Source organism: Flavobacterium sp. EDS, from assembly GCF_020991525.1.
Classification (GTDB): Bacteria; Bacteroidota; Bacteroidia; order Flavobacteriales; family Flavobacteriaceae; genus Flavobacterium.
This window is the reverse complement of record NZ_JAJMOZ010000002.1, coordinates 196,664-213,011: the sequence shown is the minus strand read 5'-3', so window position 1 is coordinate 213,011 and position 16,348 is coordinate 196,664. Positions and strand designations below refer to the sequence as shown.

The 16,348-nt window shown below is 31.5% G+C and carries 15 protein-coding genes and 3 tRNA genes; 11 read left to right on the top strand and 7 right to left on the bottom strand.

All coding sequences use genetic code 11. The features are described from left to right. Positions 1-34: 34 nt before the first annotated feature. Positions 35-1,177: an acyl-CoA dehydrogenase family protein gene (locus tag LPB87_RS03970; protein ID WP_230605022.1), complete on the bottom strand. Its 1,143-nt coding sequence runs from the start codon at positions 1,175-1,177 to the stop codon at positions 35-37. Positions 1,178-1,794: 617 nt separating this feature from the next. Here LPB87_RS03970 and LPB87_RS03965 point away from each other — a divergent pair. The 6 genes from LPB87_RS03965 (at position 1,795) to LPB87_RS03940 (ending at position 8,050) form a co-directional block, all read left to right on the top strand. Then, positions 1,795-2,370 (top strand): chalcone isomerase family protein, encoded by a 576-nt coding sequence (locus LPB87_RS03965; protein ID WP_129539847.1) that lies wholly within the window; start codon positions 1,795-1,797, stop codon positions 2,368-2,370. A gap of 622 nt (positions 2,371-2,992) precedes the next feature. After that, on the top strand, positions 2,993-3,568 hold the full coding sequence (locus LPB87_RS03960; protein WP_230605021.1) for a chalcone isomerase family protein: 576 nt from the start codon (positions 2,993-2,995) through the stop codon (positions 3,566-3,568). 658 nt (positions 3,569-4,226) lie between these two features. Continuing rightward, a complete protein-coding gene (locus LPB87_RS03955) occupies positions 4,227-4,802 on the top strand; it encodes a chalcone isomerase family protein (RefSeq protein ID WP_230605020.1) in 576 nt (191 codons plus the stop codon). Between the two features lie 135 nt (positions 4,803-4,937). After that, a complete protein-coding gene (locus LPB87_RS03950; RefSeq protein ID WP_129539850.1) occupies positions 4,938-5,513 on the top strand; it encodes a chalcone isomerase family protein in 576 nt (191 codons plus the stop codon). A 123-nt stretch (positions 5,514-5,636) separates the two neighbouring features. Beyond that, a complete protein-coding gene (locus LPB87_RS03945) occupies positions 5,637-6,863 on the top strand; it encodes a Glu/Leu/Phe/Val dehydrogenase dimerization domain-containing protein (RefSeq protein WP_129539851.1) in 1,227 nt (408 codons plus the stop codon). 248 nt (positions 6,864-7,111) lie between these two features. Continuing rightward, entirely contained in the window at positions 7,112-8,050 is a 939-nt protein-coding gene (locus tag LPB87_RS03940) for an energy transducer TonB (protein WP_230605019.1), read from the top strand. A 69-nt stretch (positions 8,051-8,119) separates the two neighbouring features. Here the strand turns inward: LPB87_RS03940 and LPB87_RS03935 are convergent, their stop codons facing one another. Then, the gene (locus LPB87_RS03935) at positions 8,120-8,515 is read right to left on the bottom strand and encodes a biopolymer transporter ExbD (protein WP_129539852.1); all 396 of its coding nucleotides are present in this window, start codon (positions 8,513-8,515) and stop codon (positions 8,120-8,122) included. Between the two features lie 3 nt (positions 8,516-8,518). Further along, complete coding sequence (locus LPB87_RS03930) at positions 8,519-9,214, bottom strand: MotA/TolQ/ExbB proton channel family protein (protein ID WP_129539853.1); 696 nt, start codon at positions 9,212-9,214, stop codon at positions 8,519-8,521. Between the two features lie 131 nt (positions 9,215-9,345). On the opposite strand from LPB87_RS03930, the gene LPB87_RS03925 reads away from it, so the two are divergent. The 4 genes from LPB87_RS03925 (at position 9,346) to LPB87_RS03910 (ending at position 12,220) form a co-directional block, all read left to right on the top strand. Beyond that, positions 9,346-10,584: a folylpolyglutamate synthase/dihydrofolate synthase family protein gene (locus LPB87_RS03925; RefSeq protein WP_230605018.1), complete on the top strand. Its 1,239-nt coding sequence runs from the start codon at positions 9,346-9,348 to the stop codon at positions 10,582-10,584. A 201-nt stretch (positions 10,585-10,785) separates the two neighbouring features. Next, positions 10,786-10,860: transfer RNA gene (locus LPB87_RS03920), tRNA-Val, on the top strand. Between the two features lie 49 nt (positions 10,861-10,909). Continuing rightward, a tRNA-Tyr gene (locus LPB87_RS03915) sits at positions 10,910-10,990 on the top strand. Positions 10,991-11,185: 195 nt separating this feature from the next. Then, positions 11,186-12,220 (top strand): two-component regulator propeller domain-containing protein, encoded by a 1,035-nt coding sequence (locus tag LPB87_RS03910; RefSeq protein ID WP_230605017.1) that lies wholly within the window; start codon positions 11,186-11,188, stop codon positions 12,218-12,220. Positions 12,221-12,237: 17 nt separating this feature from the next. Here the strand turns inward: LPB87_RS03910 and LPB87_RS03905 are convergent, their stop codons facing one another. Next, positions 12,238-12,672 (bottom strand): hypothetical protein, encoded by a 435-nt coding sequence (locus tag LPB87_RS03905; RefSeq protein WP_230605016.1) that lies wholly within the window; start codon positions 12,670-12,672, stop codon positions 12,238-12,240. Positions 12,673-13,058: 386 nt separating this feature from the next. Here LPB87_RS03905 and LPB87_RS03900 point away from each other — a divergent pair. Then, a tRNA-Val gene (locus LPB87_RS03900) sits at positions 13,059-13,136 on the top strand. A 43-nt stretch (positions 13,137-13,179) separates the two neighbouring features. On the opposite strand, the gene LPB87_RS03895 is transcribed toward LPB87_RS03900, so the two are convergent. From LPB87_RS03895 to LPB87_RS03885, 3 genes are read right to left on the bottom strand one after another with little or no spacing between them, the layout of a single operon-like run. Continuing rightward, positions 13,180-13,614, bottom strand: a complete 435-nt coding sequence (locus LPB87_RS03895) for a GNAT family N-acetyltransferase (protein WP_230605015.1) — start codon at positions 13,612-13,614, stop codon at positions 13,180-13,182. Between the two features lie 37 nt (positions 13,615-13,651). Then, positions 13,652-14,986 (bottom strand): HAMP domain-containing sensor histidine kinase, encoded by a 1,335-nt coding sequence (locus LPB87_RS03890; RefSeq protein WP_230605014.1) that lies wholly within the window; start codon positions 14,984-14,986, stop codon positions 13,652-13,654. 1 nt (position 14,987) lies between these two features. Beyond that, positions 14,988-16,337 (bottom strand): sigma-54 dependent transcriptional regulator, encoded by a 1,350-nt coding sequence (locus LPB87_RS03885; RefSeq protein ID WP_230605013.1) that lies wholly within the window; start codon positions 16,335-16,337, stop codon positions 14,988-14,990. Between the last annotated feature and the right edge of the window lie 11 nt (positions 16,338-16,348).

The following is a 16,348-nucleotide window of genomic DNA, read 5'->3' as shown; positions in this document are numbered from 1 at the left end:
CGAAAGGGTCGTTGATCTTAATTAAATTAAAAGATTATCCAGCAATAACTGCTCTTGAAATTACTATTTTTTGAATTTCTGAAGTTCCTTCATAAATCTGAGTAATTTTTGCATCACGCATAAAACGTTCTACATGATATTCTTTTACGTATCCGTTTCCACCATGAATTTGCACAGCCTCTACTGCAGTATCCATTGCCACTTGCGAAGCAAATAATTTAGCCATAGCACCGCTTACATCGTAATTGTTATGTTGATCTTTATCCCAAGCTGCTTTCATACAAAGATGACGGGCTGCTTCAATATTTACCGCCATATCTGCTAATTTAAAAGCGATTGTTTGGTGGTTGCAAATTTCAGTTCCAAAAGCTTTACGCTCTTTTGAATATTTAAGTGCTAATTCATAAGCTCCAGAAGCTATTCCTAATGCTTGAGAAGCTATTCCGATTCTTCCACCTGCTAAGGTTTTCATAGCAAACTTAAATCCAAATCCATCTTCACCGATTCTGTTTTCTTTTGGCACTTTTACATCACTAAACATTAATGAATGCGTATCTGAACCACGAATTCCCATTTTTTGCTCCTTAGGACCAACAGAGAAACCTGGCATATCTTTAGTCATGATTAAAGCATTTATTCCTTTATGCTTCAATTCTGCATGAGTTTGTACAATTACAATATATACTGAAGCAGTGTTACCATTAGTAATCCAGTTTTTTGTACCGTTTACCAAATAATGGTCACCCATATCAATTCCTGAAGTCTTTTGTGATGTAGCATCACTTCCTGCTTCTGGCTCGCTTAAGCAAAAAGCACCGTGAATTTCTCCCGAAGCTAATCCTGGTAAATATTTTTGTTTTTGTTCTTCGGTACCAAAAGCTTGAAGTCCCCAACAAACTAATGAATTATTTACCGACATAACTACAGAAGCCGAAGCATCAACTTTCGAAATCTCTTCCATTGCAATTACGTACGAAGTCGTATCTAAACCACTTCCTCCGTATTTAGGATCTACCATCATTCCCATGAATCCTAGTTGTCCCATTTTTTTTATTTGTTCCGTAGGGAAAATTTGCTTTTCGTCTCTTTCTATCACACCTGGCAATAATTCGTTTTGAGCAAAATCTCTAGCGGCTTGTTGTATCATTAAGTGCTCTTCGGTAAGATTAAAATCCATAGTATTATAAAATAAAAGTTGCTTTTTGTTAAAAAAATATATTCAAAGGTAATTTTTTATACTGAAATTTTCAATATTGGCAAGCATTTTTGAGTAAGGAAAACAGCTCACTATATCGTTATCGTAATAATATCAAGGACTTTGCTTCAAAACAACTTTTCAGTAATAATTAATTTTACGTTAATACGCGCCAAATTAGCTTTCGAAATACTTAAAACACAACCATTTTTTGCATAAAAAAACTACGTCCTTTCTATAAAAATACTCAAAAATCACATCAATTCAAAAATAACAAAAGACTACTCTAGATAATTCCACTTCATAACCAATCTAGAATTTATTAATAATATGATTTTTCTCGTAACAACATATCGAAAGTAATTAGTAAAAATACGATTCAATACTTTATAGAAATATAAGTTTGGAGAAAGACAGAAGTAGATCTGAAGGATTATATTACTAAAACACCAATATTAGTAAGCCACTAATAACCAAATAGGTAGTTTTCAAATGGACATTTTCTTACACAAGAGATTTTCTCAATAAAAACACTATTTTTTTTTAAAAAAGACAGGAAATAAAAGTATTTTTGCTAAAACTGCACAAATAACATAAATATGAGAAATTATTTACTATTACTTATTGTAATTTTAGTGTTACCATTTTCAAGCGTTACAGCTCAAAAATCTTTTAATATTGATGGTGTTGTAGTACCTAGAACAATGCAATTTCAAAGTAAAACCTTATCATTAAATGGTGCTGGTGGTAGATCAAAAATGTGGTTAGAAGTATATGTTCAAGCTTTATATTTATCCCAATTGAGTCAAGATCCCCAATTTATTATTGATAGTGACACCGAAATGGCTATTCGAATCGAAATTACTTCATCAATGGTATCGTCTAACAAATTAACAAAGGCAATGAATAGTGGTTTCGAAAAATCAGCTGGAGACAATTTAGAAGCATTACGTCCCAGAATCGAACAATTTAAAAGTTACTTAAGTGACGAAATAACACAAAAGGATGTTTTTAAACTTATATATTCTCCAATTGATTCGTCTGTATGGGTATTCAAAAATGATATTTTAAAGGGAAAGGTAGAAGGATTTGATTTCAAAAAAGCGCTCTTCGGAATTTGGTTATCTGATAAACCTGCTGATGAAAAATTGAAAAATCAATTATTAGGAAAATAATTTTCAATACTATCTAGTTTAAAATATCAAACAAATTATTGAACAATATTGTAATAGAAAAAGAACAGTAAAGAAAATTTTTCTAAGACATACTAACTAAAATAATTATACTAACCAGCTTTAATTTTTAATCTAAAATTATTTCCAAAAAGACAAAAACCATATTTGTAAGACAAAATAACAATTAAATATTTTTTTCGTATTTTTTTTATTACAAATTATTTGTTAAATTTAAATATACCCAAGTTCAAAAATAAAACTGGCTTCGCTACCTATTAGCGAAGCTTTTTTTATGGCTAAAAGAGTAATCCTAAATACAAACTCATTTAACGATAAAAATCTAAATCCGTACATTAACTACTGATAATAAGAATATTAATTCTAAAAAAAACAATATTCTAATGCACAATCTACAAAACAAAAAAATTTAAATAAAAAAATGATATAGAAAAAGTAACTTCTCACTAGCAAAACAACAATTATATAAAACACTGATTACTGGTAAGTTAAACAAAACTAAAAATTCTATAAAGGTTAAGATATTTGAGTTAAAAATAAGTATATTCACATAAAAACACACAATTAAACATATTTTTGTAAGAAATAAGATAAATTACAAAATATGAAAAAAAATTTAACGTTACTTATACTAATTTCTACTTTGCAATTCGCAACTATTTCCGCACAAAAAACTTTTACCGTAGAGAGTGTTGTACTACCAAGAACAATCCAATTTAAGAATACAACTTTATCATTGAATGGTGCTGGTGGAAAATCAAAAATCTGGTTAGGATCATGTGTACAATCATTGTATTTATCACAGTTGACTCAAGATCCTGAATATATTATAGATGGTGATATTGAAATGGCAATCCGCATAGATATAACCTCTACGATATCACCTTCAACCAAATTAACAAAACTAATATATGACCATTTTAAAAAATCTGCTGGAAATAATCTTGAACTCTTGAGATCGAGACTAGAAGAATTAGATAATATACTTAGTGGGGAAATGAGACAAAAAGATGTTTTTAAATTTATTTACTCTCCTATTGATCCTACTATATTTGTCTATAAAAACGATGTATTAATAGGGGAAATTCAAGGGACTCATTTCAAAAAAGCCTTTTTCGGAATTTGGCTATCTGACGAAGCTGCTGATAAAAAATTAAAAAATCAATTATTAGGAAAATAATCCTCACTTTCTGACAAAACAAACATCAATCTAATAAGATTCTATTATAACAAAATTACAAGTCTAATTACTCAAAAATTGTGTCTTTATATATTACAATCAAAAACATTTAGCAAGAGCAAATGATTTATTATTTTATCTAAAAGTATCCTAAAAAAAATCATAATTCAAATTTGTAAGATAAAACATATTAGGTTAAATTAAATTTAGTAGCTTTTATTTTACAAATAAATAGTTAATTACAGAATAATTAAAGTAGATTTGACATATCACATACACAAACACAAAAAAAGCAGCTTATTTCAAATATAGCAATACATGACTCCTTATAAACTTCTAATAATTTTTCAGTTTTATTCGCTAAAACCAACAACATTACACACTGAAAACAAGATAATTACAACAAAAAAACACAACTATCCCATTTAGGAGTTATATCTTAAAATGGAAAATTAAAAGGGTTCAATAAATTAAATAACCGAGGCTAAAAAACCTCACTTAACAATAATCTAAAAAAACTAACCAACTAATAATATGAACTTTAACTAAAACAAAAAACATTCTTAAATAAGTCACTTTTATCAAAAAGACAGCTTAATCACCCATGGAATATAGAAATTAGGGGTATTTTTGTAAAAATCACAAAATTTACAAAAAGATGAAAAAATTTTTAATGCTATTGACAGTAATTTCAACTTTACAATTCACCAATGTTTCTGCACAAAAAACTTTTACTGTTGATGGAGTTGTTTTACCAAGGACGATTCAGTTTCAGAACAAAACCTTATCATTAAATGGTGGTGGCAACAGGTCTAAATTATGGTTAAACTCATGTGTTCAATCATTATACTTATCGCAATTAACTCAAGATGCTGATTATATCAGGCAAAGTGACACTGAAATGGCTATTCGTATTAGTATTACTTCCACAATTGAACCAGCAAGTAAACTTACAAAACTTATATACGAACGTTTCGAAAAATCTGCTGGAAATAATATCGAACTCATAAGACCAAGATTAGAACGGTTTACTAATTTACTAGCTGGTGAAATAAAACAAAAGGATGTTTTTAAATTTATTTATTCTCCAGTAGATCCTGCTGTCTGGGTTTATAAAAACAATATTCTAAAAGGAAAGATTAAAGGAAAAGATTTCAAAAAAGCACTTTTCGGAATTTGGTTATCTGATAAACCTGCTGATGTAAAATTAAAAAATCAATTATTAGGTAAATAAATATTGTAATATTTTCAAGTGTTAACTTTCAATTAAAGCACGTTTAATAAAGTATTTAAGGAAAAAGACTTCTTATTTAACCAGAAAATAAAGAAATAAGAAGTATTTTTGCGAAAAATTTAAATTACAATACTAATGAAAACTTTATTTCTATCACTTACAATAATAATGACTTTGCAATTTTCGACCGTTTCGGCTCAGAAAATTTTTAATATTGAAGGTGTAATGGTTCCAAGAACAATAGAATTTCAGAACAAAACTTTATCATTAAATGGTGCAGGCGGAAGAACAGCAATGTGGTCAGATTTATATGTACAGGCATTATATCTATCGCAATTAAGTCAAGACGCAAAGTTTATTCTTGATAGTGATACTGAAATGGCAATTAGAATTGAAATCACCTCTTCAATGGTATCTTCTAAAAAGCTAACAAAAGCAATGGATGATAGTTTCCGAAAAACTGCTGGAGATAATTTACAATCATTGCTACCTCGAATTGAAAAATTTAAAAGCTACTTAAGCGAAAACATAACCAAAAAAGATGTTTTTAAACTTATATATTCACCTTATGATGCTTCAATCTGGGTATATAAAAACAATAATTTAAAAGGAAAAATTGAAGGAACAGATTTCAAGAAAGCTCTTTTTGGTATCTGGTTAGCAGACAAACCAGCTGATGAAAAATTAAAAAATCAATTATTAGGCAAATAACAATTTTTAGCTAATTTGGTTAAAAAAACATCATTATGTGAAGCAATCGATTTTTTTTTCACAATACACATTTCGCATTAACCTATTTTTTATATTTGTCTAAATTAAACTAATCGCAGTAAAATGAAAGATTTATTAAAGAAATTTGAAAATAAGGAACCTGAGATCGTATTCAACTGGAAAGATTCTGAAACCGAAGCCGAAGGATGGACAGTAATTAATTCCCTTCGAGGTGGAGCCGCTGGTGGGGGTACTCGAATGCGAAAAGGTTTAGATGTAAACGAAGTTTTATCATTGGCAAAAACAATGGAAGTAAAATTTTCAGTTTCTGGACCTGCGATTGGCGGTGCTAAATCTGGTATCAATTTTGATCCAAATGATCCTAGAAAAAAAGGGGTTTTACAACGTTGGTATAAAGCAGTTTCTCCATTACTAAAAAGTTATTATGGAACTGGTGGTGATTTAAATGTTGATGAAATTCACGAAGTGATTCCAATGACCGAAGAATGTGGTGTTTGGCATCCGCAAGAAGGGGTTTTTAACGGTCACTTTAAACCTACTGAAGCAGATAAAATCAACAGAATTGGTCAATTGCGTCAGGGAGTTATCAAAGTAATCGAAAATCCAAAATTCTCCCCTGATGTAACAAGAAAATATACAGTTGCTGATATGATTACAGGTTTTGGTGTTGCCCAAGCTGTACGTCATTTTTACGCTACTTATGGTGGTGAGGTAAAAGGTAAAAAAGCTATCGTACAAGGATTCGGAAATGTAGGATCTGCTGCTGCTTTTTATTTGGCAGACATGGGAGTTAAAGTAATTGGAATTATCGATAGAGATGGCGGATTAATTAAAGAAGAAGGTTTTTCTTTTGATGAAATCAAAGCATTATTTTTAGCCAAAGATGGTAATAAACTTGTTGCTGATAATATGATTCCATTTGAAGAAATAAATGAAAAAATATGGACAATTGGAGCTGAAATTTTCACTCCTTGTGCAGCTTCTAGATTGGTAACTCAAAATCAAATTGATGCTTTAATTACTAATGGTCTAGAAGTAATTTCTTGTGGTGCAAATGTACCTTTTGCTGACAAAGAAATTTTCTTTGGCTCTATAATGGAACAAGTTGACAGTAAAGTGAGTTTAATTCCTGACTTTATTTCAAACTGTGGAATGGCACGTGTTTTTGCTTACTTCATGGAAAAGAAAGTACAAATGACCGATGAAGCTATTTTTAATGATACTTCAGAAATTATAAAAAATGCAATTGTTAAAGCGCATGCTTTAAACCAATCAAAAACAAATATCAGTGCAACTGCATTTGAAATAGCACTGAAACAATTAGTATAATTTTTTTATACTTTATCCTAAACGGATCAAACTTGTATTTTACCTGTTTGATCCGTTTTTTTTGTTCTTTACTCCCAGATCGAACCAATAATATCTATTCCATTAGGTATTTGAATTGACACAATACAAATCTGCATACAAGAAACAAATACTAAAACCAGCATTTCATAAAATCCGTACCAGCCTTTGATTGTAAACAATTTTTAGTACTTTTAAACGTTTAAATTTAAAACTAATTTTATAAAAATATGGCAATCCCTACTGGCCTAATATCTAGATTACTAGGCAAAGCTAGCGACACGTTTGTAAATGCTCCTGGTTCTGATAGAAAGAAATCAATCATCGTTACTGTGCTTTTGTATGGACTAATCATACTGCTTTTATTCTTCATTCGTTTTTGGCCACCTGCAAATGGTATAAACGAACTAGCTGGAGGCGGAGGTGGCGGTGGCGTTACTGTAAACTTTGGCGATAGCGATTTGGGCTCAGGTGCAAATTACAAAAGTGAAGTTTTGGACGTAAAAAACCATGCTAAACAAACTCCTGTAAAATCAACTCCCGAAGAAGCCATACTATCACAAGAAAACTCAACAGAAGAGAGTGTTGTAATTCCTGAAAAAGAGAAAACTAAAAAGCCAATAACAGTTACAAAACCTGACCCAAAGCCTGTAGTTGAAAAACCAAAAGTTTCAAACACTACTAATGATGCTTTATCGAGTATTTTAAAAGGCTCAAATAAAGGTGGTGATGGAGATGATAAAGTTGCAGGAAACAAAGGAAAATCAAACGGAAACTTGAATTCTAATGGTTATTACGGAACTGGCGGTTCTGGCGGTGGAACTGGTGGCGGAAACGGAACTGGTAATGGTATAGGAACAGGAAGCGGATACGGCTCAGGAAGTGGCTCTGGTGGTGGATCAGGGTATTCTCTTGGAAACAGAAAAGCATTATCTAAACCTGCTCCAAACTATACTTGCAATGAAGTTGGAAGAGTAGTTGTAGAAGTTTCTGTAGACAGAAACGGAAGAACGATAAGTGCAATTGCAGGAATTAAAGGAACTACAAATACCGCAAAATGCTTACTAGATCAAGCCAAAATAGCTGCAATGAATACAAAATGGGCCGCAAGTAGCGATGCTCCCGAAAAGCAAGTAGGTAAGATCATCTACAATTTCGATTTGAATTAAGAACAATAAAAAAGGCTTTCAGTGTAAAAAATCTGAAAGCCTTTTTTATTTATAGTCTTAACTTTTTTATTACTTAGGACTTGTTGCAATAACAAACTTAAGATTATTCCTTACTCCTATTTGAAGCACATCTACCAAGTCTTGTACTTGAAGATTAAACGGAATCCTTACTACTACTGTTTGCTCTTTATCTGTTCCTAATTTTGACATTAATGTTGCTTCTAACTCTTCAAAATCTACAGGCTGTTTATCGATAAAGAATTTTTTATCTTCTGTAACCGATAAACTTATAAATTGTTTGTTTGTTTTTTCGTTTGCTTTGGCTTTTGGTAATGTCATTTTTATAACATTAGGATTTGCCAATGTCGATATAATCAAGAAAAACAAAAGCAAGAAAAACATAATGTCACTTAGCGATGAAGTTGCCACCTCGGCATGAAATCTTCTTTTTCTTTTAATAGACATAGCTTATGATCTTTGAATGATATTTACAAATTCTAGTATTTGTTTCTGAATTTTCAATGCAAAATCATCAATTTTACCATTCAAAAGGTGGTAAGCACTATAAGCAATAATACCTACAATTAATCCTGAACCACTACTAATCATTTTTTCATATAAACCTCCAGAAATATTACCAATACTAATATTCTCAGTAACAGAAATACTATAAAATATTTTAATAACCCCTGAAATAGTTCCAATAAAACCTAAAGTTGGCGCAATACCTGCAATAAGACCTAAATGCCCAAGACGTCTTTCCATCTCCCCTATTTCAATATCGGCTGCACGATCCATATTCGATTCAATTTCGGCAATTGGCCTACCTATAACAAGAACACCTTCCTTAAGAATATTACCTGCTGCAGTATCACTTCTCTCAACAATACTTCTAGCCATATCTAAATTACCAGAATTCAGATTCACACTAACATCCATCATTAATCTATTATCAATTTTAGAAGCTTTACTTATATATAAATAACGTTCGATTATTATGTAAAAAGTATAAAACAATAAGATGGCAATTGGAATAAGGAAGACCCCTCCTTTTAAAATAAATCCTAAAACAGAAATCTCTGTATTAGGTGCAATTTTTTCGATAACTACGTTAGATGCGGCGTTTGCAATGGTATCCGCTTGTAATTGAATGAAGCTAAACATATATTAATTCTTGTTTTTAATAATTAATTCTAAAAAATATTCCAATTTTGCAATAAAGATACTTTTCGTTGTTATATTAAACTAAAAAAAACGAAAATTATTTCAATCAGCAACTATTTTACAAGAAATAAATGAACTATCAAGAAACTACAAACTGGATGTTTAATCAACTCCCGATGTATCAATTACAGGGGGCTTCAGCTTATAAAGAAGATCTAACCAACATTAAGCTACTGGCTTCTCATCTTGATAATCCTGAAAATCAATTAAAATGTATTCATGTTGGCGGAACAAATGGTAAAGGCTCAACCTCACATATGCTTGCTTCGATTTTACAGGAAGCTGGTTATAAAGTTGGATTATATACTTCGCCGCATTTAAAAGACTTTCGAGAACGCATTAAAATTAACGGTGAAGAAATTTCAGAAGATTTTGTCTGTGAGTTTATAAGCAAACACAAAACTTTTTTCGAATCTAATGATATGAGTTTTTTCGAAATGTCGGTTGGTTTGGCGTTTGATTATTTTGCTAATCAAAAAGTAGATATCGCTATTATTGAAGTTGGCTTAGGCGGAAGATTAGACGCTACCAATATTATCAAACCGCTAATTTCGGTGATTACCAATATAGATTTAGATCACACTCAATTTCTAGGAAATACCCCTACCGCAATTGCAGGTGAAAAGGCGGGAATAATTAAACCAAACTCTCCTGTAGTAATTGGAGAATATACTCCAGAGACACAGCCTGTTTTTTTAGCCAAAGCTAAAGAAAACAATGCACCTATTTATTTTGCTTCCGATATGATTACCGAGGTTTATCCTTCGGACTTATTAGGAGATTACCAACAGCATAATAAAAAGACGGTACAGCAAACAATTCATATTTTAAATTCTCAAAATGAATTTAAAGTTACTGATGAAAACCTTAAAACGGGTTTATTAAAAGTTACAAAAAACACTGGTTTACAAGGTAGATGGCAACAACTTGGTGAGAATCCAAAAATCATTTGTGATACTGCCCATAACAAACATGGCCTGGCAATTGTCATGAACCAAATAAAAAAAGAAACTTTCGAGAACTTGCATATTGTCCTGGGGGTTGTAAACGATAAAGATTTAGATTCTATTCTACCTCTATTCCCAAAAAAAGCGCAGTACTATTTCTGTAGCCCTAATTCTTCTCGTGGTTTAGCTACTTCTATTTTACAAGAAAACGCAAAAAAACATGGATTAATTGGTGAAACGTACAATTCTGTTTCTGATGCTTTTGTTGCTGCTAAAAAAAACACAACAAAAAATGATTTCATTTATGTAGGCGGAAGCACATTTGTAGTAGCCGAACTACCTTTATCTAGTGAAGAGAAATAAAAAAGGCCAAACAAATTAGATTCAAAAGACAACAAAACTTGTACTACTTGATTTTTAATGCAAAAACCAAGTAGTACAAATAACTAAAAATCAACAAGCTAAAAATTAATTTTACATTTTATTTAAAAAAGCTTTGGAGATACAGAAAACAGTCTTATATTTGCACTCGCAATCACAAAATGATAGCAACCTAGTAAAATAGGGCGATTAGCTCAGCTGGTTCAGAGCACCTCGTTTACACCGAGGGGGTCGGGGGTTCGAACCCCTCATCGCCCACAAAACTCCTTAAGTAATTAAGGAGTTTTTTTATACTTTACCGAGTATCGGGGAGATACTCAAGCGGCCAACGAGGGCAGACTGTAAATCTGCTGTGAGAACTTCGCAGGTTCGAATCCTGCTCTCCCCACAAAAAGGGCAAAAGAAGTAAAAGATCACTTTTTCATTCTTTACAAAAAACCCTCAAAAAAGTAGCAAAACCTGCAAATCCTAGGATTCGCAGGTTTTTTGTTTTTAAAGCTCTTATTAAGCGTCAATACCAAAACCTGTAGAACTGTAGAAATTATTTTATATTAGCATAAAATCTGAGCTAATACAAAACACAATGAAGAAATACTCACAGATTTACTCTTTGCTATTAATACTTTTTCTTCTCACCTCCTGTCAACAAAAACGAATCGAGGGAGAAAAAATAATTATCAACTCCGAAACCAATGGCGTAATTACCTCCGATGGCCCTCCATGGATATCTCGGAATATCATACAAGACAGAAAAGGCAATATTTGGATTGCATCGTTTACTGGTGTTTTCCGTTACGATGGGAACTCTTTTACCAACATAACAAGCAAAGCAATCCCTTTCCGCTTTTTTTCAATTTTAGAAGATAAAAAAGGTAACTTTTGGCTTGGCACTATTGGCTCAGGTGCTTATTATTATGATGGTAAATCTTTTCAGAATTTCTCAACTAAAGAAGGACTCCTTAATAATGAAGTAACAAGTATTTATGAAGACAAAAAGGACAACATCTGGTTCGGTGTTTCTGGAGGAGCAAGTAGTTACGATGGAAAGTCTTTTCGAAATTATATCATAGATGGAAATGAGATGAACGAGGATCAAACAGGAAAAACTTTCCCAAACAGACGTCCTTATGAGGTTAATTCTATTATTGAAGACAAAAAGGGTAATTTTTGGTTTGCTACAAGAGGCAACACCTTTGTGTATGATGGAAAAATATTTTCTGTTTTCGCCCATAACGACAAACCCTTTAAAAATGTTCGTTCTATAATGGAAGATAAAAAAGGTAATATCTGGCTTGGTGGACCTGATGGCCTTTGGCGCTATGACAGTAAAGTGTATACTAATTTCACACAGAATTTTGTCGGTCATATAATCGAAGATAGAAAAGGTAATATTTGGACTAATTCACAAAGAAATAATAGCCAAGTTTGGGCACTTTTACGCTATGACGGAAATTCCTTGTCCAACAAAAAGCCTACTGTAACCGAAATTAAGTCAGGAGGAAATGGCCTTTTTGGCATTTTAGAAACTCGTGATGGAAATATTTGGTTTGGATCTATGAAGGGAGTATATCGTTATGACGGAAAAACTACCACAGACTTCAAAAGTAAAGACGACTAGAAATAACATTTCACCCATCAACCTTTTTTAACTCTTAAAACATTTAATAATTTATCCATTTTTCTCGAGTTTTCCCCAAAGTCGGTTAAATTATTAAAATCTATAGTTAAAGATTTATTGTTATTAAAGTATATTTTTAATCTATCAGCAACTCGCCCATCATACACTTTCCAACTTTTAATTTCAGACAAATTAATTGTTTGATTTTCTATTCTCGTATACACAGGCTTCTTTTCCCACTCAATTACAATTATGTCTTTTTCATTTTGAAAATCAACAACTAATGTCCCTGTAGATATATATCCTAATAAAAAAACAGAAATAAAATGAAAAACCAACATGCCAAAATATGAAAATTCAAATCTTACAACTACCGAAATAAGTATTTGTACTAATATAAAAACTGCATACGATAACACTAAAAACGAAGTGCTTAAGGTTTTTACTTTCATTTAATATTTTAATTTTCCATTATTTATTTGAGCTGAAATAACTAGACGTAGATTTATGTAATATCTCCAATTTCATTTTTTACTAAAATAACTAAAAAATTTAAATTACAATACCAATCGTCAAATTATACAAATTAAAACAAAAGCATATTCTTACCACTACCCTACAGAGATTTCATTCAAGCTACTTATACGAATAGAACTACAAATAGGCAACCAAATTATTTTTCTGTCCTTATATTTAATTAAAACAACACTATGTATCAAATCATTGCAAACACAAATCAAAAATTCTTCTTATCTAAATAAAAAAAAGCTTAGGATATCCAGAAAACAATCTTATATTTGCACTCGCAATCAGAAAATGATAGCAACCTAATAAAATAGGGCGATTAGCTCAGCTGGTTCAGAGCACCTCGTTTACACCGAGGGGGTCGGGGGTTCGAACCCCTCATCGCCCACCAAAAAACTCCTTAAGAAATTAAGGAGTTTTTTTTGTCTGCTCTTTTATTTCATCCAAGCTTCATAAGTCATTTCAAACTTAATTTCACCCTTGCCATGTTTACCTATTTCTGTCCAACCCATTTTTCTATAAAATAACTCAGCTCTTGTTTTTGGAGAAGTTCCTAGCCAAACACTAACCTTTGTTTGCTCAAAATACCAGTCAAGCATAATATCATGAAGCTGTTTTCCAATTCCCCTTTTTTCAAACTCTGGTTTTAAAAATAATGCCCAAATATTATTGTCATTCATATCTACAATCGAAAAACCAACAAGTTCATTATTAATTTCACAAACCCATCCTTTTCCTCTTGTTATTATAAAATCCTCGCAATCTTTATCTGTTACCAATCTAGGATCAGACAACGTATTTTCTTTTACCGAATTTCTTACTACTTGAATTTGCTTTATATCCTCAATTTTTGCTTCTCTGATAATCATATTCAAATCAATTATAATTTCACCTAATCTTTTAACTTTAACCTTCAACCAAACAAATCACAAAAGTGGTTTTTCCGTCTTGATCTTTAAAATCTAGATAACCACCATGAGCCTCGATAATGCTTTTGGAGAGTGTTAACCCAATTCCCGCTCCTTCTTTTCGTGTGGTAAAAAAAGGCAAAAATACTTTGTTTTCTATTTCTTCATCGATTCCGCTTCCATTATCTGTAATCTTTATAAAAATCCTATTTTCTTTAATTTCAGCTACAATTAAAATCTGTTTGCTTTCAGTATTTTCTAGAGCATGCATACTATTGGTCAAAAGATTAATCAGTACTTGTTCTATTTGTTGCTGATCAACAAACAACCAATACTTAAAAGCTATTGTATTTATGACTTCAATTCCTTTTTCTTTGAATAATGGATTCATAATTTGAAGACAATATTCTATAAGCAGCAATAAATCGATTTTTTCTTTTTGTGGTGAAGGCAGCATGGCTAATTTACGATATCCTTCTACAAATTTCTGCAGAAGATCGCTCCTCCTCAACATCGTTCCTACTCCATTTTTGATATCTTCTAAATCATCTGAAGAAATAGAATCTTGCTCTACCAATTCTTGAAGATTTTGAGAAATCGAACGAATTGGCGTTATCGAATTTAAAAGCTCATGGGAGATTACTTTCATTAAATTTACCCAAGCTTCTTTCTCTTTTTTCTCAACTACATTTTGAATCGAATCTAGCAAAACGATAAAATAATCTAAATCACAAATCTCTGTTCTAGATGTCTGCATGACAAATGTTTGGACATTCTCTTGATTTACTCGTATTTCTATCGCCGTTTTGACTTCCTGAAAACCCTGTTCTTCAATAACGTCACATAAAGCTGGCAAATGGTTTTTTAAATACTTCCATTTAGTAATTTTTGGAACATCAAAATATTTAGAGAAATAATCATTCATCAAAAAAATATTCCAGTCATCTCCTTCCTTTTGCAAAATAAAAATTCCCATTTCGATATTATTCAATATAGAACGGTAAACAATATCTCGCGAAACTTCTTCTTTTTGTTTCGTCTTTAGTGTATCATATAAATCAAACAAATCATCATAATTCTTATTAAATCTATGCTTAGAAAAATCCGAAGAAAAATCATCCTGCACTATCGATGCGATGGTTTTATTATAAAGCAAAACAAAATTTTTGACATAAAAATACATTTCACGAATCAGTAAGAAAACAATAAACAAACTAAATATAGCAGTAAAAAGCAACTCCTTTTTAAAAACCAAAATGGTAATCTCAATTGCAGCCAATATGATGATTAACCTTAAGAAAAGGAGATTGTATATTTTAAATGATTTGAACATATTAGTTAATGCTAATGTTATATTTCTCTAAACGTCGATATAAAGATCCTCTTGATAGCCCTAATTCTTCGGCTGTTTTACTAATGTTATTATTATTTTTAAGCAATGCTTTTTCAACTGTGGCCTTCTCTACTGTTGATAGCTGAATATCATCTGCATTTTCATCATATACTGTTATGTGCTCCAGATCCAAATCTGAAACCGTAATGCGATTGTTTTCACAAAGGATAATTGCTCGTTCTATTTTATTCTCCATTTCACGGATATTACCTTTCCATGCATGTCGCTCGATTTGCTCAAATACTTTCTTATCAAAAACAACTGCTTCTCTTCCGTATTTTCGACTCATCTTTTCCAACAGGTATTCAGCTAGAGGAATTTTATCTTCGTTGCGTTCTCGTAAAGGCGGCAAAACTATTTCCATTGTATTGATACGATAATACAAATCTTCCCTAAAGTTTTTATCTTCTACCTCTAGTTTTAGATTTAAGTTTGTCGCAGTGATAATCCGTACATTAAGTGGCCTGGCTTTTGTTTCTCCCAATCTGGTTACTGTTTTTGTTTGAATAACCTGCAACAGCTTAGATTGTAGATGCAAAGGGACATTTCCTATTTCATCCAAAAATATAGTTCCGTTTTGAGCCATTTCAAAACGTCCTGGAGTATCTGTTTTTGCATCAGTAAAAGCACCTTTTGCATAACCAAATAATTCACTCTCAAAAATATTAGAATTTAGAGATCCTAAGTCAACAGCCACAAAGGGAGCGTTTTTTCTTTCTGATTGACTATAAATATGATGTGCTAGAACAAATTTACCTGTTCCGTTTTCTCCAAGTATCAAAACATTAGCATCTGTTTTAGCTACTTTATCCGCCAACGAATATGCTTTTTTTATAATTTCTGAATGGCCTACAAAAAAGTCATCATTAACCTCAATATCCTTAACCTTTCTTTGGTTTTTACGGCTTTTATCAACAGCTTGCTTTACAGATTCTAGTAGTTTCTTATTCTCCCAAGGCTTTAATATATAATCAAAAGCTCCAGACTTTAATCCTTCAACTGCTGTTTCTACTTTACCAAAAGCTGTCATTAAAATAACTACCGTTTTTGGCGAAAGCGCATTTATTTCTTTCAGTAAATACAACCCTTCTCTTCCGTCCTCAAAACCAATCCGATAATTCATATCAAGCAAAACGACATCAATTGTATTTTTTGCTAATAATTCGACAATGTTTTTTGGATTATTGAGCGTATAAATATTCTCAAAATACTTTTTTAGGTACAATTTTGACGCAAAAAGGATGTCTTCTTGATCATCTATGATTAATATTGAAGCAGTTGTCTTTTTCATTTTTGTTCAGT